General features: G+C 60.1%; 18 protein-coding genes. 13 read left to right on the plus strand and 5 right to left on the minus strand.

What is annotated here, in order from left to right; genetic code table 11:
• Positions 1-472 precede the first annotated feature (472 nt).
• Positions 473-847 (plus strand): histone-like nucleoid-structuring protein MvaT, encoded by a 375-nt coding sequence (gene mvaT, locus AERO9A_RS03765; protein ID WP_159970565.1) that lies wholly within the window; start codon positions 473-475, stop codon positions 845-847.
• 154 nt (positions 848-1,001) lie between these two features.
• On the opposite strand, the gene sbcB is transcribed toward mvaT, so the two are convergent.
• Positions 1,002-2,438: an exodeoxyribonuclease I gene (gene sbcB, locus AERO9A_RS03770; RefSeq protein ID WP_159970566.1), complete on the minus strand. Its 1,437-nt coding sequence runs from the start codon at positions 2,436-2,438 to the stop codon at positions 1,002-1,004.
• Positions 2,439-2,597: 159 nt separating this feature from the next.
• Between sbcB and AERO9A_RS03775 the strand changes: the two genes are divergently transcribed.
• From AERO9A_RS03775 to sodB, 8 genes are all read left to right on the plus strand, one after another.
• Positions 2,598-3,410: a hypothetical protein gene (locus tag AERO9A_RS03775; RefSeq protein ID WP_159970567.1), complete on the plus strand. Its 813-nt coding sequence runs from the start codon at positions 2,598-2,600 to the stop codon at positions 3,408-3,410.
• Positions 3,411-3,493: 83 nt separating this feature from the next.
• A complete protein-coding gene (locus tag AERO9A_RS03780; protein WP_159970568.1) occupies positions 3,494-4,210 on the plus strand; it encodes an RDD family protein in 717 nt (238 codons plus the stop codon).
• Positions 4,207-5,187 (plus strand): stage II sporulation protein M, encoded by a 981-nt coding sequence (locus AERO9A_RS03785; protein ID WP_159970569.1) that lies wholly within the window; start codon positions 4,207-4,209, stop codon positions 5,185-5,187. The genes AERO9A_RS03780 and AERO9A_RS03785 overlap by 4 nt, the downstream gene beginning before the upstream one ends.
• Positions 5,174-6,757: a DUF4129 domain-containing protein gene (locus AERO9A_RS03790; protein ID WP_159970570.1), complete on the plus strand. Its 1,584-nt coding sequence runs from the start codon at positions 5,174-5,176 to the stop codon at positions 6,755-6,757. Before AERO9A_RS03785 ends, AERO9A_RS03790 begins: the two co-directional genes overlap by 14 nt.
• Positions 6,754-7,935 (plus strand): DUF4350 domain-containing protein, encoded by a 1,182-nt coding sequence (locus AERO9A_RS03795; protein ID WP_159970571.1) that lies wholly within the window; start codon positions 6,754-6,756, stop codon positions 7,933-7,935. The genes AERO9A_RS03790 and AERO9A_RS03795 overlap by 4 nt, the downstream gene beginning before the upstream one ends.
• Positions 7,932-8,969: a MoxR family ATPase gene (locus AERO9A_RS03800; protein ID WP_159970572.1), complete on the plus strand. Its 1,038-nt coding sequence runs from the start codon at positions 7,932-7,934 to the stop codon at positions 8,967-8,969. The genes AERO9A_RS03795 and AERO9A_RS03800 overlap by 4 nt, the downstream gene beginning before the upstream one ends.
• On the plus strand, positions 8,966-10,297 hold the full coding sequence (locus AERO9A_RS03805) for a DUF58 domain-containing protein (RefSeq protein ID WP_159970573.1): 1,332 nt from the start codon (positions 8,966-8,968) through the stop codon (positions 10,295-10,297). The genes AERO9A_RS03800 and AERO9A_RS03805 overlap by 4 nt, the downstream gene beginning before the upstream one ends.
• 239 nt (positions 10,298-10,536) lie before the next feature.
• Positions 10,537-11,118, plus strand: coding sequence for a superoxide dismutase [Fe] (gene sodB / locus AERO9A_RS03810; protein WP_159970574.1), 582 nt, complete (start codon positions 10,537-10,539; stop codon positions 11,116-11,118).
• Positions 11,119-11,181: 63 nt separating this feature from the next.
• Here the strand turns inward: sodB and AERO9A_RS03815 are convergent, their stop codons facing one another.
• Positions 11,182-11,826 carry a hypothetical protein gene (locus tag AERO9A_RS03815; protein ID WP_159970575.1) on the minus strand — a complete coding sequence of 215 codons (645 nt, stop codon included), beginning with the start codon at positions 11,824-11,826 and terminating at the stop codon, positions 11,182-11,184.
• A 2-nt stretch (positions 11,827-11,828) separates the two neighbouring features.
• Entirely contained in the window at positions 11,829-13,124 is a 1,296-nt protein-coding gene (locus AERO9A_RS03820; RefSeq protein ID WP_159970576.1) for an ammonium transporter, read from the minus strand.
• 221 nt (positions 13,125-13,345) lie between these two features.
• Between AERO9A_RS03820 and AERO9A_RS03825 the strand changes: the two genes are divergently transcribed.
• A complete protein-coding gene (locus AERO9A_RS03825) occupies positions 13,346-15,433 on the plus strand; it encodes a putative bifunctional diguanylate cyclase/phosphodiesterase (RefSeq protein ID WP_372239625.1) in 2,088 nt (695 codons plus the stop codon).
• A gap of 64 nt (positions 15,434-15,497) precedes the next feature.
• On the opposite strand, the gene AERO9A_RS03830 is transcribed toward AERO9A_RS03825, so the two are convergent.
• Together AERO9A_RS03830 and AERO9A_RS03835 are read right to left on the minus strand one after the other, a co-directional pair.
• The gene (locus AERO9A_RS03830; RefSeq protein ID WP_159970578.1) at positions 15,498-16,403 is read right to left on the minus strand and encodes a GIDE domain-containing protein; all 906 of its coding nucleotides are present in this window, start codon (positions 16,401-16,403) and stop codon (positions 15,498-15,500) included.
• A 1-nt stretch (position 16,404) separates the two neighbouring features.
• The gene (locus AERO9A_RS03835; protein ID WP_159970579.1) at positions 16,405-16,977 is read right to left on the minus strand and encodes a LemA family protein; all 573 of its coding nucleotides are present in this window, start codon (positions 16,975-16,977) and stop codon (positions 16,405-16,407) included.
• Between the two features lie 285 nt (positions 16,978-17,262).
• Here AERO9A_RS03835 and AERO9A_RS03840 point away from each other — a divergent pair, with 285 nt between their 5' ends.
• From AERO9A_RS03840 to AERO9A_RS03850, 3 genes are all read left to right on the plus strand, one after another.
• A complete protein-coding gene (locus AERO9A_RS03840) occupies positions 17,263-18,600 on the plus strand; it encodes an imelysin family protein (RefSeq protein ID WP_159970580.1) in 1,338 nt (445 codons plus the stop codon).
• A gap of 89 nt (positions 18,601-18,689) precedes the next feature.
• On the plus strand, positions 18,690-18,887 hold the full coding sequence (locus AERO9A_RS03845; RefSeq protein WP_178111075.1) for a hypothetical protein: 198 nt from the start codon (positions 18,690-18,692) through the stop codon (positions 18,885-18,887).
• A 672-nt stretch (positions 18,888-19,559) separates the two neighbouring features.
• Positions 19,560-19,700, plus strand: coding sequence for a hypothetical protein (locus tag AERO9A_RS03850; protein WP_159970581.1), 141 nt, complete (start codon positions 19,560-19,562; stop codon positions 19,698-19,700).
• The last annotated feature ends 237 nt before the right edge of the window (positions 19,701-19,937 follow it).

Below are 19,937 nucleotides of genomic sequence, written 5' to 3' on the forward strand. Positions count from 1 at the left end.
ACAATGTGTATAAAGCCAACAGACGGAAGCGTTCTGTAAGAAAGGTCGTCGAGTGGCGCGCTGGCAATAATGATTGCGCCCCCACAAAACAGCCGAAAACGCTCGGAGTCACGTTCGACTTTACCTGTGTAAATGAGCAGACGAAGGCGTCTAGCCTGAGCTCGCACGCGAGGCCGCTTTAACTCAGGTAGTTTTTCAACGGCCTGCTAAAAACACCTTGATGCTCGATTAAATTAATACAGCTCCCGTTCAGACTGACCGGGCATTGCTGAGCCTAGCGTCCTTGCAGCAAAGCCAATGCCGTACCCCTGAACTTTCCACGTGCTACATACTCCATCAGTTATTGCAGCCGAAGCCATCCATCAGTTACTGCACAACTGCAAATGTTTTCCGTTCGTTGTTTACTTGTTATTGAAGCCTGACTACCATTAGCTCACTGTTCGCTGTACACCCCCTTCATAAGGTAAAATCCATGTCGCTGATCAACGAATACCGCGCTACTGAAGAAGCCATCAAAGAACTGCAAGAGCGTCTGAAGAACCTGTCGCAAGACGACAAGCTGCAAAAAGAGCTGGAGTTCGAAGGCAAACTGCGCACCCTGATGGGTGAATATCAGAAGTCGCTGCGCGACATCATCGCCCTGCTCGACCCAGAAGCCAAAGTCGGCAAAGTATCGCGCAGCGCTGCCAAACCGACCGCCAAGCGCGCTCGCAAGGTCAAGCAATACAAAAACCCGAACACTGGCGAAGTCATCGAAACCAAAGGTGGCAATCACAAAACGCTGAAAGAATGGAAAGCCAAATGGGGCGCGGACACCGTAGAAGGTTGGGCCACCCTGCTGGGCTGATTCTATCGGCACCGCCCAAAACGCCAGCCTCGCTGGCGTTTTTTATTTCCGTCATTTTATTTCGCTGATTTATTTGCCCTGAGTCAGCCTTCGCCTAACGGTGCATGACACACGCCGTATAACAGGTTTGGTCAGCCCCGCACGGGCCAATGGCTTACTCCGTCAACCCGTAACGAAGTTCAAGCCCCTGGGCATGGTTCAGCCATTGAGCAAGAAGTTGCACCTGCTCCGCTGTGCAATCACTGCGTAACTTTTCCACTGCCTGTTTGAACTGCGCCAGGGTGTTCGGTGCGCCCCATTCAGGTTGGTTCAGGCGCTGGCGGCAAAAGTCAAACCAGCGCTGACGCTCCTCCGCCGACAAACTGCCTGGAAAGTTGCGCGCACGATAACGGAACAACAATTCAGGTAAACGCGGATCATCGAACGGAAACTTTTCCGCGCCCAGATCACCCGGCTCGGCACGCCTGACCTGCTCACATAAACGCCGATCACGGTCGCCGATAAATCCGTCGTATAGCTGCTGTTCAGGATCGGCACTTCCAGCAAAATCTTCGTCCTTATAGAGGGTCGCTAATTTGTCTTGCCAGGCGCCGGGGTTACTACGCAGACGCTCGGCGTTTTGCTCGCACCGCGACAAATCCAACGCCAAGCGCTGACAATCCTGCTCACGCAAAACGGAAAGCGGCGCCACCACCGGGCAACGATTGATATGCAGCAACTTCAGCGGCACCGGCAACTCACCCTCAGCCAATTGCTCATGGCGGGTATATAGGCGACTACGCAGGGTGTCGGCATCCAGTTCGAACAACGGTGCCGGGTCGGCCTGCAAGTCAATCACGATCAAGGCATTGCGATTACGCGGATGCCAGGCCAGCGGCAGTACTGGGGCAAGATAATGCCGCGCCGCCGAGAAGCGGCCAGAGATATGCAGCATGGGTTGCAACAGACGAATCTGGTCGAGTACACGCTGCTTACTACGCAAGCGATAGAGAAAGTCATAGAGCCGTGGCTGGCGCTCGCGCAATAGCCGCGCCAGGCCAATGGTGGCGCGCACATCCGCAAGTGCATCGTGCGCCTGCCCATGATCGATGCCGTTGGCCTGGGTCAGCCGTTCCAGCTTAAGCGTTACGCGCCCCTGCTCCTGCGGCCACTCGATCCCTTCTGGGCGCAGAGCATAGGCCGTACGCACCAGATCGATCAGATCCCAGCGACTGTTGCCGCCCTGCCATTCACGGGCATAGGGGTCGAAGAAGTTGCGGTAAAAGCTGTAGCGCGTGACCTCGTCATCGAAACGCAAGGTGTTGTAACCCGCGCCGCACGTACCGGGTAGCGCCAACTCTGCGTGTACACGGGTGATGAACTCGCCCTCGTCAAGCCCCAACAGGGCCAGGCGCTGCGGATCAATACCGGTCACCAGGCAGGCTGCCGGATGCGGCAGTATGTCGTCGCTCAGGCGGCAGTAGATATTGAGCGGCTCGCCGATTTCGTTGAGCGCCTCGTCGGTGCGGATACCGGCCACCTGGATCGGGCGATCACAGCGCGGATTGATACCGGTGGTTTCGTAGTCGTACCAGAAGATGCTGTGGCTCAAAACAGATTCCTTTAGGCGATAGCGGCATCGAACGGATCGGCCACCGTAAAGAAACGTGACCGAATGCTCAATGCGGGAAACGCCTGCTACTTGCGATTGAGCGGCGCTCGTCAAGCCACTACGATGCCGCTTCCATCCACTCCCTACAAGGACGCAACCGTGAGTGAGAGCAGCGTAATCAATCCGTATTCCGCGCCCAGCAGCGATCTTAGCCCCATCACAAACGAGCAAGTCAGCCTTGATCCGCGCCTTGCGCTGGCACGCGGTTACGACTTTGAGATCGGTGAACTGCTCGCTAGCGCCTGGCGTAAAACCAGCGGCACCAAGGGGCTGATCTGGGGCGGTTTTCTAGTGGCCATGGGCGCGCTGATAGCCGCGCAGATCGTCGTCTACATCGCGGCCATGATTTTTGGCTTCGGTTTCATCGGCTTGAGCGCGATGGGTGGCAGCGCCGGTGGCGGTATGGCCATCGCGGGCTTCATCGGCATGTTCGGCGCCATCATACTCAGCTCAGTGGTCATCGTGGCCCTGATGTACCCCTTCCTGGCGGGCATCAACATGATCGGTATTCGCCAGGCGGCGGGCCAACCCCTGCATTTTGCGGAAATTTTCAGCCATTTCGGCCGGACCCTGCCGCTCTTGGTGGCCGGTATCCTTATGGTGATCGCCACCAATATCGGCTACATGTTGCTCATCGTGCCGGGCATCTACCTGCAGGTCGCACTGATCCTGACCATTGCCCTGATCGTCGAGCGCAGGCTATCTGCCTGGCAGGCCATACTGGTGTCTTGCAAAGCGATCAACCAACATTGGTTCAAAGTGTTTTTCCTACTGCTAGCCATGGGCATCTTGCTGTTCGTCAGTGCACTGCCGCTAGGCATCGGCCTGATTTGGACCGTCCCCATGTTCATCGTCATGCTCGGTGAGCTGTATCAGCGCATTTTCGGTGTTCTACCAGCACCGGCTGCCTGACTCTATGCGGGCCGCCCTGCGGCCCGGTTGCGTTTGTGTCCCGCTGCTCGCTAGCATCGGGCTTTCGTCCATACAGACTGCCGATGCCATCATCTACCCACTCCAGTTCTGCTGTCGCCCTGGACACCCACTATGAAGTGGAAACACCAGAGGGCATCGACCTGCATCTGCGCCCGGCCAGCCTCGTGCCTCGCGCCCTGGCATTCGCCATTGACCTGGTCATCCGCGGCCTGATTCTTGGCGGCGCGTACCTAGTGCTAGGCCTACTCGGGCAGTTCGGCATCGGCCTGGGCACCATCGTGCTGTTCCTGGTCACGTGGTGGTACATGGTGCTGTTCGAAGTGCTCAACCAAGGGCGCTCCCCCGGCAAACAGATGCTGGGGCTGCGCGTGGTGCATGACGATGGCACGCCTGTAGGCTGGGCTGCGTCGCTGACGCGCAACCTGCTGCGCTTCGTCGACCTGCTGCCCTTCGGCTATACCCTGGGGATCCTCAGTTGCCTCAATCATTCGGCGTTCAAACGCCTGGGCGATATCGCCGCCGGAACATTGGTGGTCTACCGCGACGAGGCACCAACGCGCCCCAACCTGCCGGATGCCGAACCACTGCCGCCCCCCTTCCCACTGACCCTGGCGGAACAGCGCGCACTGCTGAGTTTCGCCGAACGCGGCGGGCAACTTTCCGCAGCACGCAGAGCCGAACTGGCGGGCCTGCTGGCAGAGCCTCTACAGGTTCCGAGCGAACAGGCCGAGGCACGACTCAATGGCATCGCCCGCGGCCTGTTGGGAACCACACCATGAAGCAAAGCCTGTTCGAAAACCGCCACCAAACCGAGTGGGACAACTTCGCCAGGCAGCTCGATACGCTAGAGCAAGGCAAGACACAAAGCGAAGACTGCACGAGTTTCGCCGCCGACTATCGGCAACTTTGCCAGCATCTGGCCCTGGCCCAGGCGCGAGGCTACAGCAGTCATCTGATCGATCAACTGCAGCGCATGGCCATGCGTGGTCATCAGCAGTTCTATCGCCACCGCAGCCATATTGGTGCCCAGATAGCCCGCTTCTTCCTTAGCGGCTTCCCGCAACTGGTACGCAGTGAATGGCGCTTCGTCGGTGCAGCCAGCCTGCTGTTTTTCGGCAGCCTGATACTGATGGGGCTACTCACCTACCTGTTTCCCGAGCTGATCTACAGCCTGGTCGACCCCAGCCAGGTCAGCTCGATGGAGCGCATGTACGATCCCGATGCCCGCCGTATTGGCCGCTTCGGCGAACGCGACTCCGGCGACGACTGGATGATGTTCGGTTTCTACATCATGAATAACATCGGCATCGCCTTTCAGACTTTCGCCAGTGGTCTGCTGCTGGGCTTGGGCAGCCTGTTCTTCCTGCTGTTCAACGGCCTGATGATCGGCGCCGTGGCCGGCCACCTGACGCGCATTGGTTACAGCGAAACCTTTTGGTCATTCGTCGTCGGCCATGGCGCCTTCGAACTGACCGCCATCGCCCTGGCCGGCGCCGCCGGCCTCAAGCTGGGCTGGGCCTTACTCGCGCCTGGGCGTCTGCGCCGTGGCGAGGCGCTACGCCAAGCGGCAGGTAAAGCCGTGCAACTGGTCGCCGGAGTCATCCTGTTCCTACTGCTGGCAGCCTTTATCGAAGCCTTCTGGTCGTCCACCACCGTAGCCACACCGCAGATCAAATACATAGTCGGCGCCGCGCTCTGGGCATTGGTACTGGGCTATCTGTGCCTCGTTGGTCGGAGGCAATATGCGCCTGACTGAAGCCAGCGTAGCCATTCGCCCACGTAGTGCCTGGGAGGCGCTGGATCTGGGCGTACTCATGGCGCAACGACATGCCCGCCTGCTCATGCTTAGCTGGGCACTGGTGACCCTGCCGATCTTCGCCCTGCTCTGCGCGCTGCTCTGGCAGTATCCGGGCTGGGCAATATTCCTATTCTGGTGGTTGAAGCCCGCCTACGAGCGCCTGCCGCTGTATATCCTCTCGCAAGCGCTGTTCGGCACTACGCCGACACTCAAACAGGCGCTCAAGGCCTGGCCAAGCCTGCTGAAGCCCCAGTTGCTGGCCAGCCTGACCTGGCGCCGCCTAAGCACGACACGCAGCTTCGACCTGCCGGTGCTGCAACTCGAAGGCCTCTCGGGCCAAGCACGCAGCCAACGCCTGATCGTACTCGGGCAGCGCAGCAACGGCGCGGCGACCTGGCTAACCGTAGTTGGCGTACACTTGGAAACCGCTCTGTGGATGGGCCTCGGCACCCTCTTCTATCTGATGCTGCCGCAACAGATAGAACTGAACTGGAACTGGCAAAGCCTGGTTACGCCCGACAGCGGCGAATGGCTATGGCTAGAACACCTATCGAACGCAGGCTACGCCCTACTACTGATCGCCTGGGAGCCGGTCTATGTCGCCTGCGGCTTCACCCTCTACCTCAATCGTCGTACCGAGCTGGAGGCCTGGGATATCGAGCTGGTATTGCGCCGACTGCGCCAACGTCTGATTGGAACCGCCTACGCCTTGCTGCTGGGCTGCGCCCTGCTGTTGGGCCAACCCGCCACGACGGCCTGGGCCGATGAGGCTGCTCCTGCAACGCAGCTCGACCCGCACGGCCCAGATGCACCACGCCTATTGAAACAGCCGCTGAGCAGCCAGGCCGCGCACGACGGCATCAGCAGACTACTCGACGCCCCGCCCTTCCAACACCGCGAAAGCGTCACCCGCTGGCGCCTGGGTGAAGAACAGCAACAGACCGAGGACGAACCGGAGCAAGCTCAGCCAGAAACTGACAACAGTTTCGCTGATCTGCTGGAGAAGCTCTTCAACTTCAGCAACAGCCTGGACACACTCGCACAGCTCTTCGAAGTGTTGCTCTGGGGCAGCTTGCTCGCTCTGCTGGCGTTTATCCTCTGGCGCTGTCGTGACTGGCTGCAGACCTTCGGTGAACGGCTCGGCTTGCCGAAAAAGCGCCAGCGTATCGCTGCGCCCACGCAACTGTTCGGCCTGGAAGTGGCACCACAAAGCCTGCCAGACGATGTCGCCAGCGAAGCGCAACGGCTCTGGGACAGCGACCCACGAGCCGCGCTTGGCCTGCTCTACCGCGCACTGCTCAGCCGCTTGCTCTACGAGCATCAACTCGCACTCAAGGCATCGCACACCGAAGGCGAAGTGCTGGGCCTAGTTGAAAACCTGAACCACCAAGACCTGCAAAGCTATAGCGAGCAACTGACCCGGCACTGGCAAGCGCTCGCCTACGGTCATCGCCAACCATCAGCAGAACAGGCACAAGCCCTCTGCCAGAGCTGGCGAGAACTGTTCGACCAGGGAGCGCAAGCATGAGCCGTCGCGCCGGGTTTATCACCGCGATGGCCGTACTGCTGCTCGTCGGCCTATTCGCCATCTACCTCACGCAGAACCTGCAGCCGTATCAGGAAACCGTCGAACACGGCCCAGCGCCTGAAGTGGCCGCCAATCCCTACCTGGCTGCAGAGTATTTCCTGCGTCAGCAAGGGATCAGCGTGCAACAAATCGATGGCCTGGACGTACTGGCCAGCCTGCCCAGCCAGGGCCAGACCCTGATGCTACTGGCCGACCGTAGCGACATGACGCCGCGCCAGGCCGAACACCTACTGCAATGGACAGCCAACGGCGGCCACCTGCTGCTGATCGCCGAACGCCTGTGGGACAAAGACGAAGGCAAGAGCGGCGATATCCTGCTCGACCTGCTCGACATCGAGCAGTACACGAGCGAAGACCTCGAAGATGAAGCGCAAAGCGAGCCCGCCGCCGAGGCTCAGGATGAAGACCCCTACCCCAATCTGACTAAGCTTTACCTGCAGAACGAAGACGCACCGGCCTACATCGCCTTCGACACCGACTTCCACCTGTACGACGCACAGAACCGTGCCCACGCCTGGGCCAACAGCGCCAAGGCCACGCACCTGCTGCAGCTTTACCACGGCGAAGGGCTGGTCACCGTACTGAGCGACCCGTGGATCTGGCAGAACCGCGCCATCAATGAATATGACCATGCCTGGCTGCTCTGGTACCTCAGCCAGGACAGCGCCGTGACCCTGCTCTACCGTGCCGACCATGACAATCTGTTCAGCCAGTTGCTGCGCAACTTCCCACTGGCGCTGCTCGCACTGGCCCTGCTGATCGGCGCGGCACTGTGGCATGCGGGCATGCGCCACGGGCCGCTGATCGCCCCAAGCAGCCGCGCACGCAGGCAACTGGAAGAACACCTGCGCGCCAGTGCCGACTTCCTGCTGCGCCGCAGCGGCCAGCACAGCCTGCTGCAAAACCTGCAACAGGACATCAAACGCCGCGCCCGGCGCCGCTACCCCGGATTCGAGAAACTCGGCGTCGCCGAACAATGGCAGATACTGGGTCGCCTCACGCGCCTGCCCTCGCGCGATATCAGCCAAGCCATGCGCCCGCTGCCCAAGCAGCGCCTATCCGCCAGTGACTTCACCCGCCAGGTCGCCCACCTGCAAACCCTCAGGAATGCCCTATGACGAGCGAACAGACGCCTGAAACCGAAACCCTGCCGGCTTCCGATGCAGCGAGCACACCCGCCAACCCGCAACTGCAGCAGCGCCAGCGCGCCAGCACGCTGGCTCAAGCGCTGCGCAACGAACTGCGCAAGGCCGTGATCGGCCAGAGCGCGGTGATCGACGATGTGCTCACAGCGCTGATCGCCGGCGGCCACGTACTGGTCGAAGGGGTACCCGGCCTGGGCAAGACCCTGCTGGTGCGCGCCCTGGCCCGCTGCTTCGGCGGCGAGTTCGCGCGTATCCAGTTCACCCCGGATCTGATGCCCAGCGACATCACCGGCCACGCGGTGTACGACCTGCAAAGCGAGCAGTTCAAGCTGCGCAAGGGACCGATTTTCACCAACCTGCTGCTGGCCGACGAGATCAACCGCGCGCCAGCCAAGACCCAAGCCGCCTTACTAGAGGTGATGCAGGAGCGTCAGGTGACCCTGGAAGGTCGCGCCCTGCCTGTACCACTGCCGTTCATGGTGCTGGCCACGCAGAACCCCATTGAGCAGGAAGGCACCTATCCACTGCCAGAAGCCGAACTCGACCGCTTCATGCTCAAACTGCGCATGGACTACCCGGAGCAGGACGAAGAGCTGAGCATGGTGCGTCAGGTCACCCGCTCGGCCAAGGCCGACATGCTCGAAGTCAGCCCGCTGCGCACCCTGCTGCAAGCCAAGGACGTATTGGCCCTGCAGAAGATCGCCAGCGACCTACCCCTCGACGACCAGGTGCTCGACTACGCCGTGCGTCTGGCCCGCGCCACGCGTACTTGGCCAGGCCTGGCCATGGGCGCCGGGCCGCGCGCCTCGATCGCCCTGGTACGCGGCGCTCGTGCCCGAGCCCTGCTACGCGGCGGCGACTTCGTCCTGCCCGATGACATCAAAGGCTGCGCCCTGGCCGTGCTGCGCCATCGCGTGCGCCTGGCTCCAGAGCTGGACATCGAAGGCCTGTCGGTGGACCAGGTGCTGCAACAACTGCTCGATCAGGTGCCGGCACCGCGTCTATGAAGCCATCGCGCCTGCTCCTCGCCCTGCTCGGCACGCTGCTGGCCGCCGCCATACTGCTCGGTGCCTTGCCGCTGCTGGGAGTGAAGTTGTCGGCCAACCTGCAGACACTGGGCTGGGCCGTACTGTTCGCCCTGACCCTGATCGCTGCAGTGGACGCCCTGTGGCTACGCCGCCTGCCCACGCCCAGGGTGCAACGCACACTGCCGGGCAACCTGCCGCTGGGCCGCTGGAGCGACGTGCAGCTAAACGTGCAGCACAACTTCGCCCACAGCCTGCAGATCGAACTGTTCGACCACGTGCCAGACGGCATGACGTTCGAGCACATGCCGCTGCGCGTCGACCTGCACCCTGGCCAGCAGACACAACTGCATTACCGCCTCAAACCCCAGCAGCGTGGCCACTTCACCTTCAACCGCTGCGAACTGTTACTGCCTAGTCCCCTGCGCCTATGGCAGGGCCGTCGCCTGCTCGATGTGGCAGGTGAAAGCCGCGTCTTCCCCGACTTCGCCCGCCTCTATGGCGCACAATTGAAAGCCGTGGACGACTGGCTCAGCCAACTGGGCGTGCGCCAGCGTCCACGCCGGGGGCTGGGTCTGGAGTTTCACCAATTGCGTGAGTTTCGCGACGGCGACACCCTGCGCCAGATCGACTGGAAAGCCACCGCACGCAAACGCACGCCAATCGCCCGTGAATATCAGGACGAGCGCGACCAGCAGATCGTTTTCCTGCTCGACTGTGGCCGCCGCATGCGCAGCCAGGACGACGAGCTGTCGCACTTCGATCACGCCCTAAACGCCTGCCTGCTGCTGAGCTACGTGGCTCTACGCCAGGGTGATGCGGTGGGCTTGGCAACCTTCGCCGGCAATCACCAGCGCTACCTGGCCCCGGTCAAGGGCCAGGCCCAGCTCAACACCCTGCTGGGTGCCGTGTATGACCTGCAAACCAGCCAACAGCCTGCCGATTTCAGCGCCGCTGCTGAGCAGCTTCTCGCCCGCCAACGGCGCCGCGCGCTGGTGGTACTGGTAACCAACCTGCGCGACGAAGATGACCAGGATCTGCTCGCGGCGGTCAAACGCCTGTCACGCCAACACCGCGTACTGATTGCCAGCCTGCGCGAAGAGGTGCTCGACCGTCTGCGCCAGGAACCGGTCGAGCAATTCGATCAGGCGCTGGCCTACTGCGGCACCCTGGACTACCTCAACGCCCGCGCAGGCCTGCACGAGCGCCTGGCCGCTCATGGCGTTCCGGTTCTCGATGCCCGTCCCGGCGAATTGGGGCCTGAGCTGGTTAGCAGCTACTTGGCTTGGAAGAAAGCCGGTGCCCTTTAAGGCCCAAGCACCCGCAGACACAGCCAAACACTCGCAGAGAGCGCAGCAGAGGCCCTGGCATCGGCTTTCCCACACAGATGTTGCGTGGTTAAGCCTGAGGCTGGGTGCTATGATCCCGAGTCTGTGGCGCAAGGAGTACAAACTCCACGCCGCTCGCAGGCTGACCCCAGCCTGCCGTCAAGGCCGCCCGTGATCGGCCTCATGCGTATACCGCACACGACCTGAGTAGGAGATAGACCATGGCTTTCGAATTGCCGCCGCTGCCTTACGAAAAGAATGCTCTCGAGCCGCACATTTCCGCCGAGACCCTGGAATTCCACCACGACAAGCACCACAACACCTACGTGGTGAACCTGAACAACCTGGTGCCGGGCACCGAGTTCGAAGGCAAGAGCCTGGAAGAGATCGTCAAGACTTCCTCGGGCGGCATCTTCAACAACGCCGCTCAAGTGTGGAACCACACCTTCTACTGGAACTGCCTGTCGCCGAACGGCGGTGGCCAGCCGACCGGCGCCCTGGCTGATGCCATCAACGCTGCCTTCGGCTCCTTCGACAAGTTCAAGGAAGAGTTCAGCAAGGTTTCCATCGGCACCTTCGGTTCCGGTTGGGGCTGGCTGGTGAAGAAAGCTGACGGCTCCCTGGCCCTGGCCAGCACCATCGGCGCCGGCTGCCCGCTGACCAGCGGCGACACCCCGCTGCTGACCTGCGACGTCTGGGAACATGCTTACTACATCGACTACCGCAACGTCCGTCCGAAGTACGTCGAGGCGTTCTGGAACCTGGTCAACTGGGACTTCGTCGCCCAGAACTACGCGGCCTGAATCAGCGCCCCGTAAGACAAGAACCCGGCCTCGGCCGGGTTCTTTGTTTTCGCCACCACTCCCTCAGAGCAATCGCCGTGCGGAGCCAGCAGTGCCCTGTTCATCCACACGACTGATGGCCTGGCTGAGCATGCGGTCGGCTCGCACCGGCCCGAAATACTCGCATAACCCGATATAAAGCAGATTGAGCAGCTTGCGCAATTGCTCAAGCCCCAGTCGCTCGATGCCATCGATCGCGCCCTGCTCAAACCAGGCCTGCAGGCGCGCGCTCAGCTCAACACTGACCTCCATCCCGCCGAGATTACCCGCCGCGAAACGCCTTAGCGCCTGTTGTTGCACGCTATCCATCTGAGCCAGCAATGCCTGGTTGAGGGCCAGAAAGCTAGCCTGCGCAGCCGTATCAGGACCACTCATGCTGCGCGCAGCTTCGTTACGTCCCTCACGCCAGGCCGCCAGTTGCGCCTCGGGATCGGGCAGCAAATTGTCAGCGGCACCGGTCAGCGCTCCGACAAGCTCGCGATAAAGCCTTGCTCGTTCGAGCTTTCGCTCGCTACGCAGCACCACCTCACCTAGAAACTCGTTGAGGGCAAAAGGCGGCTTGTCCGAATACTTTTTTTCCCACAACGCCAACAAGGGCCACAGCTCATCATCGGAAAAGTGACCGGCCAACCCGGTATAAATGGCACGACGGCGCAGGCTCAATCGCATGGTTAGCCCCTCCGCGACCATTGTTCGTTATCGAAGGTCTGCGCCAGATTGAACTCCGGGTACCCCACTTCTGCATGTTCGGCAAAATCCAGCCCACGCTGCTCGTGCTGGGCGGAAACACGCAAGCCAATGGTCTTGGCCAGCAACCAATAAAGCAGCAACGCCAATGGGAAAGCCCAGAGAAAAGCCGAGGCAACGCCCAATGCCTGCACCGCTACACGCGCCCCATTGAACAGATCACCCTGATAGAAAAGCCCCGCAGCCAGGGTGCCCCAGATACCGGCGAAACCATGCACGGGGACGGCCCCCACCACATCATCGATACGCAACCGATCAAGCAGACGCATACCATAGATAACCACGAAACCGGCAATCAGCCCCGTCAGCGCGGCATACCCTGGCGCCATAGTGGCGCAACCGGCCGTAATTGCCACCAGCCCACCAATGGAGCCATTGACCGTACTGCTCAACAACACCGGGCTGGCCGTACTGCGTTGCGCCGCCAGCGCACCAATGGCACCGCAAAGGGCTGCAAGATGGGTATTGAGCGCGATCAGACCGAGCTTGCTACTGACCTCCAGATTGCTCCCAGCATTGAAACCGAACCAGCCAAACCAGAGGATGAATCCCCCCAACGCCACCATCCCCAGGTTATGCCCCGGGATCAGCCGCACATCACCTGCACTGCCATAACGCCCCAGGCGCGGGCCGAGTAACAGAACACCGGCCAATGCACACCAGGCGCCGATACTGTGCACCACGGTGGAGCCTGCAAAATCGATAAAGCCCATCTTGGCCAGCCACCCCTGGCCACCATACAAGCCACTCCAGACCCAGCTCCCGAAAATCGGGTAGATCACGCCGCTGATCACCACCGCTCCGATCAGATACGCCCAGTAGTGCGTACGCTCAGCCATGGCACCACTGGCGATGGTTGCGGCGGTGGCGGCAAACATCATCTGGAAAAGCAGGAAGGTGTAATCCCAGGGTTGCCCGTCATGTACAGCGAAATGACTCATCCCGTACCACCCCGTGAGGTTGGCACCGAACATCAAACCAAAACCGAACAACCAGAAAACCACCCCACCGACACAGCAATCCACGTAATTTTTCATCATCACGTTAACGGCGTTCTTGGCCCTCGACATACCGCTCTCCAGCAAGGCGAAGCCCGCCTGCATGAAAAACACCAGCACGCTTGCCAGCACCAGCCAGGCGGTATTGACAGCCTCATCGCTGGCCGCATAGGCCTGAGGTACGAAACAGACAGTCAGGAGCAACAGCCAGAGCATTTTCATCCCAGTATCCCCGATGGTCGATGTGCCACCATCCGCAACTCTTGTGCCAGCCGCCACATGGATGAAAAAACGCTCAAGTATCAATAACACGCACCGACACAGAGCAAAGGTCACCTACTGCCACTTCACCTTGCACCAGGCTCGATCTTGAAAAAAGAAAAGTGCCACCACTCATACCGGCCCTTTGACGGCTAGAGCGAGATTGCCAATACTCTTGCCTGATGACGTTGCAACACCGACACAAGGAATTGCATTTGAAGCTGGAATTGAAGAACAGCTTGTCACTGAAGTTGCTCCGCGTGGTGCTGCTCTCAGCACTGGTGGTCGGGGTAGTGCTTAGCTGTGCACAAATCGTTTTCGACGTCTACAAGACGCGTCAGGCCGTCAGCAACGATGCGCAGCGTATCCTCGGCATGTTCCGCGATCCCTCGACCCAGGCGGTGTACAGCCTAGACAGGGAAATGGGCATGCAAGTGATCGAGGGCCTTTTCCAGCACGAGTCGGTGCGCTACGCCTCCATCGGCCATCCCAATGAACCCATGCTCGCCGAACGCTCGCGCGACCTGGCGCAAATACCCACCCGCTGGCTAACCGACCCCATTCTCGGCCAGGAACAGCAGTTCTCCACCAAACTGGTTGGCCGCGGCCCCTACAGCGAATATTACGGCGACCTCAATATCGTCCTAGACACCGCGGCTTACGGCGAAAGCTTCGTCACCAACTCCGTAGTCATCTTCATCTCCGGCGTATTACGCGCCATGGCCATGGGCCTGGTGCTCTATCTGGTCTACCACTGGCTGCTGACCAAGCCACTGTCGAAGATCATCGAGCACCTGACGCACATCAACCCGGATCGTCCCAGCGAGCACAAGCTGCCCATGCTCCCTGGCAATGAGAACAACGAGCTGGGCTTGTGGATCAATACCGCCAACCAGTTGCTCGCCTCCATTGAACGCAACACCACCCTGCGCCGCGAAGCGGAGAACAGCCTGCTGCGCATGGCTCAATATGACTTCCTCACCGGCCTGCCCAACCGCCAACAACTGCAGCAACAACTCGATCAGATTCTCGAAGACGCAGGCCGCCTGCAGCGGCGCGTTGCCGTACTCTGCGTCGGTCTCGACGACTTCAAGGGGATCAACGAGCAATTCAGCTACCAGAGCGGCGACCAGTTGCTACTGGCCCTCTCCGATCGCCTGCGCAGCCACAGCGGTCGCCTCGGTGCACTGGCCCGCCTCGGTGGTGACCAATTTGCCCTGGTGCAGGCCGATATCGAGCAACCTTACGAAGCCGCAGAGTTGGCCCAGAGCGTACTGGACGATCTGGAGCAACCCTTCCAGCTCGACCGCCAGGAAGTACGCCTGCGCGCCACCATCGGCATCACCTTGTTCCCCGAAGATGGCGACAGTACCGAGAAGTTGCTGCAGAAAGCCGAACAAACCATGACCCTGGCCAAGAGCCGTTCGCGCAACCGTTACCAGTTCTACATCGCCAGCGTCGACAGCGAGATGCGCCGCCGTCGCGAACTGGAGAAAGACCTACGCGACGCTCTGGCGCAGAACCAACTGCATCTGGTCTATCAACCGCAGGTGGACTACCGCGATCACCGCGTGGTCGGCGTCGAGGCTTTACTACGCTGGCAGCATCCACTGCATGGCTTCGTCCCGCCGGATCTTTTCATTCCACTGGCTGAGCAAAACGGCACCATCATTCCCATTGGCGAATGGGTGCTCGATCAGACCTGCCACCAGTTGCGCGAGTGGCACGATCAGGGCTTCGCCGATTTGCGCATGGCCATCAACCTGTCCACCGTGCAGTTGCACCACTCCGAACTGCCACGCGTGGTCAACAACCTCATGCAGGTCTACCGCTTGCCGGCCAAAAGCCTGGAGCTGGAAGTGACCGAAACCGGCCTGATGGAAGACATCAGCACCGCCGCCCAGCATCTGCTTAGCCTGCGCCGCTCCGGCGCACTGATCGCCATTGATGACTTCGGTACTGGCTATTCCTCACTGAGTTACCTCAAGAGCCTGCCACTGGACAAAATCAAGATCGACAAGAGCTTCGTGCAGGACTTACTGGAAGACGAAGACGACGCGACCATCGTGCGTGCCATTATCCAGCTCGGCAAAAGCCTCGGCATGCAGGTCATTGCCGAAGGTGTAGAGACCTCCGAACAAGAGGCTTACATCATCGCCCAAGGCTGCCATGAAGGTCAGGGCTACCTGTACAGCAAACCGCTACCGGCACGTGAACTGATACTATTTCTCAAACAATCACAACGCCTGAGTTCAGCCGCTACGCTTTGATAAGCGCCAATGAAAACGCCGCGATAATCGCGGCGTTTTCATTATCGGCTGCCTGCGCCCTGCGTCACCAATGCTGCACGCCCAGCAACCAAGCCGTGGCCAACGCGCCAGCCAAACACAGTAACGCGCCACCAGAGGCCTGCCAGTAGAAGTTGCGCGCCAGCTCATCCTCCCCAGAGTTGGACAAAATGAACGGCTGCGCCTCGCGCGGCCTGGCCATCTGGTTACGAGCAGGCTGCTGAACGTCTACACGCTGCCGATCCTCAGCTTCTAACTGCGCGGCCAGGCGTACATGCGTCCATTCCTGCTCATCCAACTGGCCATTGCCATCGCTGTCGAAACGGCGCAGCAAGCCCGCAAAATCCCCCTTCCATTCGCGGATCACCGCGCCTTGGGCCGCCGACACGTCAAAAACCTGATGGGCCGCCCCCTGCGTGCTGAAGTCACCGATGGCATACAGCGGCTGGTCAACATGTAGGCGTTCTTCAACATAACGGTAGCGCTGGCCGCTGCTGAGAAAACCGAGCAATCCCGGTTTGACCAGCCGCAGTGGATGACGCTGATAACCTTCCCAGGTTTCGCGCACCACAGGACGAACCTCGGCACCGCGCGGGTCGATCAAGCACTCGCCGGTACCATCGCTCAAACACAGCAAAGCTTCGCTACTGCCGCTATCGATCACCCGCCAGCTACTTTTTTTGTCGTCGCACTGGTATTGCTCGATACGAAAGCGCCACCAAAGGCAGGGTTTGCCGGTCAGCGGCCCACGAATATCGGCGTCCGGCAATGCCTGCAGCACGCCATACAACTCGACGTATCCCTGTGCCGCCGAACGAATCTTCGAAGTGGGCGTATCGAGCAAATGGCGCGCCTGCGACCAACGCCGCAGGCTCCACCAGGCGCCGCCCAGACAGGCAGCGAGGGCAAGACCGAGGGCCATGAAGAAGCCCATTGGATCAGCCTGCAGCATGTCAGTTGAACAGCGACTTGAGGTCTACGTCGGCCTTTTCCGCCTCACTGAACACCAGCAGCTCGGCAGCCTGGAAATTGAATAGGCGCGCCAGAATCACATCAGGAAATTGCTCGATCCTCACGTTATTGAGATTCACCGCCTCGTTGTACAGCTCACGGCGGTCTGCGATGCCGTTCTCCAAACCGGTGATGCGCTGCTGCAGGTGCTGAAAGCTGTCGTTGGCCTTGAGTTGCGGGTAATTCTCGGCCAGCGCAAAGAGTTGCCCAAGACCGGCCCGCAAGCCCCCTTCAGCCTTACCCAGAGCGCTCACGTCCTTTTGCTCACGGGCACTGGCCACCGCGCTGCGAGCGGCAATTACCCGCTCCAGGGTGGCGCCTTCGTACTGCATGTACTGCTTGCAAGTCTCCACCAGCTTGGGCAATTCATCATGACGCTGTTTGAGTAGCACATCGATATTCGACCACGCCTTGCTCACGCCATGCTTGAGGCGAACCAGACCGTTGTAGAGAGTAATCGCGTAGGCGCCTAACAAAACGATGGCAACAATCAGGATCACGGCAGTCAGGCTCATCGGCTCTCTCCATAAGGGGCTGCGACTGGGATGCTGGCATTCTAGCCACATCATTTGGGCTCAACAGCGATATCTCGCACAGCCCAGGCATAAATTGGCCTTTACACATAATGCGAAACATTTGCATTATGTCGCGGTTTTTCAGGCGCAGCTTGGCTTCCAGTCGATAACCTCTGCACATAGCTCCCCGGAAATGCAGCCCTGGCGCATTCTCCAGAGCCGATGAAGCAGTGTTCATCCGCGGATCCCAGCGCCTTCACATTAAGCTCTGTAAAGGACCCCGTCATGATTCGTATGCCCCTGGCTTCTGCCAGCCTGTTGGCCATCGCCATATCCCTCGCCGGTTGTGGTGAAGACAAAGCGCCCGCCCCCCAAGCCGCCGCTCCGGCTGCCAGCGAGAGCGCCGCGCCAGTTGCCAGCGCCAGCAAGGTCGACGAAGCCGCCGCCAAAGCCGTGGTCAATCATTACGCGGATCTGGCCCTGGCTGTGTTCAGCGACGCTGCCAGCACCGGCAAGGCCCTGCAAAGCGCCGTCGACGCCCTGCTCGCCAACCCCAGCGAAGAAACCCTGAAAGCCGCCCGCCAAGCCTGGCTGGCTGCCCGCGTGCCTTACATGCAGAGCGAAGTGTTCCGCTTCGGCAACCCGGTGGTCGACGATTGGGAAGGCCAACTCAACGCCTGGCCGCTGGATGAAGGCCTGATCGACTACGTCGCCCCGGATTATCAGCATGCGCTGGGCAACCCAGGTGCGCAGGCCAACATCATCGCCAACACCGAGATTCAGGTCGGCGAAGACAAGATCGACGTCAGCAACATCACCGGCGAACTGCTGGCCAGCCTGAACGAACTGGGCGGCTCCGAAGCCAACGTCGCCACCGGCTACCACGCCATCGAATTCCTCCTCTGGGGCCAGGATTTGAACGGCACCAAGCCGGGTGCAGGCGAGCGTCCGTACACCGACTATCTGGAAGGTGAAGGGGCCACCGGCGGCCATAACGACCGCCGCCGCGCCTACCTGAAAGCGGCTACCGACCTGCTGGTCAGCGACCTGAACGACATGGTCGAGCAATGGAAGGCAGGCGTCGAAGACAACTACCGCAGCCAACTGGTCAGCGACTCGGCCGAAAACGGCCTGCGCAAGATGCTGTTCGGTATGGGTAGTCTGTCGCTCGGCGAACTGGCGGGCGAGCGCATGAAGGTCGCGCTGGAAGCCAACTCCACCGAAGATGAGCATGACTGCTTCAGCGACAACACCCACAACTCGCACTTCTACAACGCGCTGGGTATTCGCAACGTCTACCTGGGCGAATACAAAAAGGTCGACGGCAGCACCCTGACCGGCCCGAGCCTGTCGGCAATGGTCGCGAAGATCGATGCACCGACTGACACCACCCTCAAGGCCGACCTCGACGCCACCCAGGCCGAGCTGCAAAAGCTGGTCGACAGCGCCGAGAAGAACAACGTGCATTTCGACCAGTTGATCGCGGCTGACAACAAAGAAGGTCAAGCGATGATCCGCGGCATCATTGCCTCTCTGGTCAAGCAGACCGGCGCCATCGAACAGGCCTCGGGCAAGCTCGGTATCTCCGACCTGAACCCGGATACCGCTGATCACGAGTTCTGATCGATCCGCGCGTGACGCAACGGCTCGCCCTCTTGGGGGCGAGCCGTTTTTGTTTGTGGGTTATGGGAGTGCCGGACTGGCGAGTTTGTATGAGTGCTCGCTTGTTTTCAGTGTTCGGGCTGCTTATCGGCGTTTCGGTATCTGTTCCGAATTGCCGCGTTTTTGCTGATGTTTTTGGTTTCGCCCTCCCGGGCGGGTGTTCCAACGCCGCTACGGCGTGTTCAGATATTCCGGGTTTCGCCCCCTCGGGCGACTCACTTTTCTTTGAAATGCGCAAAGAAAAGTAAGCAAAAGAAAGCGCACCCCGCCATCCGGGTCTCGCTTCGCTCGACTTCCCTCACTCCGGCACCGCTCCGGGGTCGGCTTGCAAGGGCCATCCATGGCCCTTCAAGCGGGGCCGCCATCGGTATCTCGCGGCATCCATACCGCTCGCCCCCTGTGCAATGCCTACGTTCGGCCTCCTGAAGGGGGCATTTGCGCGCCTGAACGAACTGGTATACCAGGTGTTGCACACAGTGTTTTGGTAGTCGTGAAGTCGCGATGGGGCGCCGAGCTAAACCAATAGTTTCATTCGCGTAGTTTCATGCGCTTAGATAGCTTGTCGGCTTTCAGTCGGCATCTTGGTCAGCCCTAGGGCTGACCAGTGTTCAGGCACGCAGAGTCTCGGGGAATAACCGTAGTTTCAGGCGCGTGCAGAGCCCGCCCAGGAGGGCGAACGGAATCGTCGTGGAAGAGGTTGAGCGACATGGATGTCGCGAGAGCTGCGATGGGCCATGGATGGCCCACCGCGGCGGGCCTCTGGAGCGGCGATGGAGTGAGCGAACCCTCGCGCAGCGAGGGCCGGATGAAAGGGCGGAGGTTTTGGTTACTTTTGCCCCAAAAGTGACTCGCCCGGGAGGGCGAAACGGGACTGTCAGTAATTTTGTGTTCGGGCATCACATGCGTTTAAGGTGCATGACATGCCTAGCAAAAAGACCCCGGCCATCAAGGCCAAGAAAGAGCTGCCTGAGATTCCTAAGGAGCTGGTCGAACGCTTGGGTTTTGAGAAAACCCTAAACTTGGCTCAGCAATCGCAAATCTCTTTATTACTAAAGAGTTAACTCTCGAATTAACGAGTGTTGCTTTGTGATGCTGATAATCTTTCGACTCTCAGTCTTACTTCACAAGCACCCACACGAATTGCTTGATTCAGTTGTTAAAGAACAGTTGGTTAAGCCTTTCGTCTCAACCGAGGCCGCGCATTCTACAGCAGCCTTTCAATCCGTCAAGCTGTTTTTCGATTTTGTTTCCAGAGAAACTTCTTTCTACTCAACCACTTGCGCTTTCGATCAGAGCTT

Source organism: Pseudomonas sp. 8Z, from assembly GCF_902506535.1.
Lineage (GTDB): Bacteria > Pseudomonadota > Gammaproteobacteria > Pseudomonadales > Pseudomonadaceae > Aquipseudomonas.

Coding starts and splice junctions, on each gene's coding strand:
- AERO9A_RS03780 (WP_159970568.1), top strand. CDS start 3,494: ATGCCATCATCTACCCACTCCAGTTCTGCTGTCGCCCTGGACACCCAC.
- AERO9A_RS03795 (WP_159970571.1), top strand. CDS start 6,754: ATGAGCCGTCGCGCCGGGTTTATCACCGCGATGGCCGTACTGCTGCTC.
- AERO9A_RS03840 (WP_159970580.1), top strand. CDS start 17,263: ATGATTCGTATGCCCCTGGCTTCTGCCAGCCTGTTGGCCATCGCCATA.
- AERO9A_RS03825 (WP_372239625.1), top strand. CDS start 13,346: ATGACGTTGCAACACCGACACAAGGAATTGCATTTGAAGCTGGAATTG.
- AERO9A_RS03785 (WP_159970569.1), top strand. CDS start 4,207: ATGAAGCAAAGCCTGTTCGAAAACCGCCACCAAACCGAGTGGGACAAC.
- AERO9A_RS03845 (WP_178111075.1), top strand. CDS start 18,690: ATGAGTGCTCGCTTGTTTTCAGTGTTCGGGCTGCTTATCGGCGTTTCG.
- AERO9A_RS03790 (WP_159970570.1), top strand. CDS start 5,174: ATGCGCCTGACTGAAGCCAGCGTAGCCATTCGCCCACGTAGTGCCTGG.
- AERO9A_RS03820 (WP_159970576.1), bottom strand. CDS start 13,124: ATGAAAATGCTCTGGCTGTTGCTCCTGACTGTCTGTTTCGTACCTCAG.
- AERO9A_RS03830 (WP_159970578.1), bottom strand. CDS start 16,403: ATGCTGCAGGCTGATCCAATGGGCTTCTTCATGGCCCTCGGTCTTGCC.
- sodB (WP_159970574.1), top strand. CDS start 10,537: ATGGCTTTCGAATTGCCGCCGCTGCCTTACGAAAAGAATGCTCTCGAG.
- AERO9A_RS03805 (WP_159970573.1), top strand. CDS start 8,966: ATGAAGCCATCGCGCCTGCTCCTCGCCCTGCTCGGCACGCTGCTGGCC.
- AERO9A_RS03850 (WP_159970581.1), top strand. CDS start 19,560: ATGCCTAGCAAAAAGACCCCGGCCATCAAGGCCAAGAAAGAGCTGCCT.
- AERO9A_RS03815 (WP_159970575.1), bottom strand. CDS start 11,826: ATGCGATTGAGCCTGCGCCGTCGTGCCATTTATACCGGGTTGGCCGGT.
- mvaT (WP_159970565.1), top strand. CDS start 473: ATGTCGCTGATCAACGAATACCGCGCTACTGAAGAAGCCATCAAAGAA.
- AERO9A_RS03800 (WP_159970572.1), top strand. CDS start 7,932: ATGACGAGCGAACAGACGCCTGAAACCGAAACCCTGCCGGCTTCCGAT.
- AERO9A_RS03835 (WP_159970579.1), bottom strand. CDS start 16,977: ATGAGCCTGACTGCCGTGATCCTGATTGTTGCCATCGTTTTGTTAGGC.